The sequence below is a fragment of the Rhodococcus erythropolis NBRC 15567 genome (assembly GCF_001552595.1).
Classification (GTDB): Bacteria; Actinomycetota; Actinomycetes; order Mycobacteriales; family Mycobacteriaceae; genus Rhodococcus_F; species Rhodococcus_F erythropolis.
The window spans coordinates 1-4,640 of sequence record NZ_BCRM01000054.1; the positions used below are offsets into that span (position 1 = coordinate 1).

6 protein-coding genes are annotated in these 4,640 nt (G+C 61.1%); 2 read left to right on the forward strand and 4 right to left on the reverse strand.

Features of this window, described 5'->3' with window-relative positions:
• Both RE4_RS31230 and RE4_RS30470 read left to right on the forward strand, forming a co-directional pair.
• The coding region (locus RE4_RS31230; RefSeq protein ID WP_162267919.1) for a hypothetical protein at positions 1-350 on the forward strand (350 nt) is incomplete at its 5' end.
• A 216-nt stretch (positions 351-566) separates the two neighbouring features.
• Positions 567-1,655 (forward strand): hypothetical protein, encoded by a 1,089-nt coding sequence (locus RE4_RS30470; RefSeq protein WP_060939897.1) that lies wholly within the window; start codon positions 567-569, stop codon positions 1,653-1,655.
• A gap of 119 nt (positions 1,656-1,774) precedes the next feature.
• On the opposite strand, the gene RE4_RS31170 is transcribed toward RE4_RS30470, so the two are convergent.
• The 4 genes from RE4_RS31170 to RE4_RS30485 form a co-directional block, all read right to left on the reverse strand.
• Positions 1,775-2,209, reverse strand: a complete 435-nt coding sequence (locus RE4_RS31170; protein WP_143542717.1) for a hypothetical protein — start codon at positions 2,207-2,209, stop codon at positions 1,775-1,777.
• 53 nt (positions 2,210-2,262) lie between these two features.
• Positions 2,263-2,934: a TetR family transcriptional regulator gene (locus tag RE4_RS30475; protein ID WP_060939898.1), complete on the reverse strand. Its 672-nt coding sequence runs from the start codon at positions 2,932-2,934 to the stop codon at positions 2,263-2,265.
• Positions 2,931-3,593, reverse strand: coding sequence for a TetR family transcriptional regulator (locus tag RE4_RS30480; protein ID WP_060939899.1), 663 nt, complete (start codon positions 3,591-3,593; stop codon positions 2,931-2,933). The genes RE4_RS30475 and RE4_RS30480 overlap by 4 nt, the downstream gene beginning before the upstream one ends.
• A 101-nt stretch (positions 3,594-3,694) precedes the next feature.
• On the reverse strand, positions 3,695-4,640 hold a 946-nt coding region (locus tag RE4_RS30485), incomplete at its 5' end, for a DUF2637 domain-containing protein (protein WP_255246897.1).

A 4,640-nucleotide genomic window follows, 5' to 3' on the forward strand; every position in this document is an offset into this window, starting at 1 on the left:
CTAACATGAGGACTGTCGGTGGCGATTGCACCGTCTACTACGACGGGACCACCGCTGCAATCAACGTGAAAAATGACGCAGTTGTCGGCGCGGTGGGCTCACGGGCAATTTACGGAGTGGGAACAGGCAGCACCCCCGCGCAGGTACGCAACGCCTTCAGCGGCGATGTGATCGAGCAAGTGAATGACCTCGGCCCAGTCCTCGTGGTCAGCCAGCCCAGTAAGCCGACCATGTATTTAGGTTTCCAGTTCGAGAACGCGAAAATTGGTGCTCTCAGCGACTCCGACACCGTCACTCAGGTTCGTGGTGGCACCAAGAAATTCGTGGCAACCCCGCTCGGCGGATGCTAGCTAAACCACCAACCGGCGGCACCGACGCTGAACCGTGCAGAATCGCAGAAGAGACTTGCATCATCTGCTCTCGCGCCGGAGTAATGCCGGCGCTCGTCTATAGGTAAGGATGTGCAGAGCATGCGCCCCGATACCAGGCCGTTGGTGTAACAAAAGCCTGGAACCACGCGACTACAGGTCAGATCGTCGAGCTGACCAGACTCATCAGGGAGATGCATGCGGCACAAGGCAGCACAGCTACTCGGCTTGCGACGCGCAACGATTACAGCGATCGTCGGTATGACCCTCGTGGCAACCGCCTGTTCAACATCCGGCCAGGCCGTCAGTGCCCAGCCCGAGACGGCAAGCGTGTCCTCCCAGCCGGCGCAACAACCGAACCGTCAACCAACTACCGACGCGCTCGCCACCTCCGGAAGTACCTGCGGCACCGTCACTTTCCCGGCTGGCACCCCTGGCACCGTAGTCGTAGAGACTGGTGCGATCACCTGTACCGATGCTGTGGCGCTCATCAACCGCTACTACAACGATCCGGTGATCACCCGCCAGGGCAACACCATGTCAGCGATGTTCGATGGCTGGACGTGCGTGAGCCCGACCGCTGTCGCCTCCCAGTTGGCCGGCTATGGATCGAAGTGCGAGAACGGTGCCCTCACACTTGTTGTCGTTACGGGCGACGGAGCGGCCAATGCCACTGCAACAGCGACGCCACCGTGCACTGCTGACGCCATCGAGACCGATCTCAGTCGCGATATTGGTGGCCAAATCCGTTGCCACGGACAGTGGGCGTACGTGGTCTGGAACCTTCTGGGCGACTCCTCCTCTTTGGTCCGTGTGGTCGCCGGTAAATGGGTTGTCTACACATCGTTCCCGACCACAATGTGCCCCACCCAAGCGCGGGCAGATGGCGTCCCCGAAGCCGAACTGAGCAGCTTCACCCACTGCGCCGACGACTCCGGCGATACCGTCGGTGGGTCAGGAGATCTCGGGCTGTCGACGTCTATCACCCAACCCACGTGCGATGGTCTCGGGATCGTGGTCGTCTACAGCGCAACCAAGCCCGGAAACTATGCCACCGAAGTGGGAAATGCCCTCGCCGCGCACCCCGGCGCGAAGTACCTGCGCACCGACCACTCCTGCCCATCCCTCCGTCAGGAGAGCAACGAGGGAAACCCGATCTACGCGGTTTACAAACCGGCTGGCTATACACAGGCCGAGGTATGCGCCAGCGTCCACCGGGAAAACGACGACGCCTACGGCAAATGGTTGGACATGAAGACCGACCCCAACATCATCATCGCCTGCTGACACAGATTCATGTTCATGCGAAAGACCGCTATCGAGCAGTGCCGAGCAGCCTGAGACCAGTGGCAGGTATCGAGCGTATCTGACCAGCCGATACGCTCGATACCTGTTCGCGTTCAGCATCATTCAAGGTGGTGTGATCTTCCAACTTTTTGACGGTCGCCGCCGCTTAGGGCTAGGTCAAACGCCGCGCGGTCGTCTTCGATAGACGTCGATACCGCCAATCGGCCCGGACTCCGCCACCACCCGAGAATCCTGATCGGCGGAATCCTCACGAGCGCCAGATCCCACGTCATCTGGTCTACCCGGTTTGCCCCAGGGTGAAGCCGGTTGCTCCGGCGAGTTCGACGATCGCGGTGTGATGTCGAGTAGGACGGAAGAGCCTGCGCTTCGATGCAGGCGAGTAGGTCTTCGGTGATGTGGGCCGCGTCGACTCGCTTCTGGAAGACGAGATCGCCGCAGGCTTGGTGGTGGGTGATGAAGGTGTCGACCCGGGCCAGTGCTTGCGCAGCGGATTCGGATTCAGGTGCGCCGTAGCTCGATCGCGTCGTATGCATGATTGACGGTCCCCCGCGTTCCAATATGTTTCGCATTCTTGCATGAGGTGCAGTCAGGCGAGCGTGCCGTGCAGGTGCGCTGCGACAATGCCCTCGATGCGGGTTGAGAGGTCGATGTCTTCACACATAACCACTGATGCGTTGACGGCTCCGATGGTGCCGGCGCACAGGTTCCAGGCGAGTCGGCGTGTGGTGGGCGTGTTGGTGAGTTCGCCGTCGGTGATGGCTGTTTCGATGATGTCACTGATGGCGTCGACCCAGTGCGCGAAGCCGGCCGCGTTGTCGATGGTGGGTTCGAGGGTGAGTTTCATGCCGGCCCGCACGTTGGTGTCCTCGGCGATCTGACGAGAGAGGGACGTGAAGATCGCTGTCAGCTTCTCCCCTGCCGTGCTGCTCGAACCGGACGCCAGTGCTTCGCTGACGGTGTCGTCGAGGGTGCGGTTCCAGTCCGAGATGAGGTGTTCGGCGATCGCTTCCTTGGACGGGAAGTGGTAGTACATTGCGCCTTTGGCGAATTTTCCGGTAGCGCTGATGGTGTTGATGCTGGTGTTGCCGTAGCCGTCGGTGTCGAAATGTCGGGCTGCGACCGCGACGATCGCTTCCCGTGTTCGCACTGCGCGGTCCTGCATTGCCGAGTTCTTACTGCCGGGGACGCGACCTATCCGGTGGCTTGTCGTGGTGGCAGCGTTTTCCGGGGTATCTGCCGGTTCGTTGGGGCTGTTCACAAAGATGCTCCTTCGACCATGCGGGCGGCGGCCGGGTCGGTTCCGCGCCACAGCAGCAGCAGATCGTCGACTCGTCTGCCGATGGTGTGGTTTTCATCGAGGCTGGCGGCAACCTGCACAGCGCCGACGAATCCGGCACAGAGTGTGTCTGCGAGCCTGGACATGCTTTTCGCGCAGTCGAGGGCGCCGGAACGACTCGCGTCGACGACGATCGGTTCGATCGCAGCGGTCCACGCTTCGTAGGTGGCGCGGGCGCCACTGAGCGACTGATCGACGGACAGGATGAGGCCGGCGCGGATGATCGCCTCGTTTTGGGTGCGGCGGGCGAGTTCGCGGTAGATCATCAGTACTTGCCGGTCGGCGGGTTGACCGGTTGCGATCGCTTTCCCGACTGTCGCGGTGACTGCGTCGGACCAGCGGCGAAGCATCTCCCTCGCGATGGATTCTTTCTTCGAGAAGTGGAAGTACATCGCGCCTTTGGTGACCGGGGCGAGTGTGACGATGTCGTCGATGGTGGTGCCCGCGTATCCCGTTTTGCTGAACAGGGTTGCGGACGCCTCGAGGATCGCTTCTCGGATGATTTTCGCTCGTGGCTGCATCGGTGGTCGGCCGGTTTTGCCGTGGTCGATGCCTTCGGAGCGGTCGGTATGATTGTTCATGGTCACAGGTGCTTTCTGTGGTCATCGGCCCTGACGGTGTTACAGCATTGTCGGGGCCACCTTTGTTGGTGAGACTTGTTCAGACGGTGGTGAGTTCGCGGTCAGCGATGTTCTCGGCGGACCGAAGGTCGGGCAATGGCGGGCTCGTGAATCCTGCTTCGCGGGCTGCGGTATCGAACTTCTCGTACCGGCGCCATGCGGTCGATGTCGCGACAGGCGGTTTCGTTTCCAGAGCGATGGTCTCCCACGTGAGGTTCGGATTTGTGAGCTTGCGGACCGCTGTATCTTTCACGTCTTCGCGAGATTCGACCGGGATTCGACCGGGCGCTCAAGGACATGAGGTCGTCTATGTCGGCATCGGTGTCGGCCTGTGCTTCTTCGGCATCGCGGCGGGCTGGGGACTCCGCAGCGGTGTCTTGGGAGTCGAGGATCTCGTCCAGGTCGTTCATCGTTTCATCCACGAAAAAAGGTTCCGCATAGTCCGCAATAGCGTCGTCAATGCAGGCCTTCGCATCCGCCGTTGTGGCGTCTACGTCTAGATCCGACTCCCGATGGTCCGCAATATTGTGGGCGAACTTCTCGCGGGGCTGAGGGACGCGGATTGGTCCCCGGCCTACGGTGAGGTCAGACGCAGTACTCGTTGCATCCTCACTGTCGGTGGCATTTTCGACGATCGCACGGTAAGTGGCGTAGGCCGTTCCGACTGCCTTCACCAGGATTGTGATTCCGTGGGTGAATGCCAAGACCAGGGCCGGCGGAATGATCGCTATGGCCGCTGCAATGGCCGGCGCCAGTGGAATGAAACCAAGGTCTCCCCCACCATCGATTGACTCCTGTGCGGCGATTGCTGCGTGATAGGCGTGGTAGGCGTTTCCGAGGATGCTGATCGCGACGACGCTGACGGCGAGTGCGATGTAGAAGCCTCGGTCTCGTTTGTTCATGTTGAGCGTGCTGATGATGACGATGGCGATGGTGGCGCCGAGGATGGCGCTGTCGACGATCGCCGGGAAGATCCAGGTCAGGTGTTCGGGGATCAGTGCTTGCCGT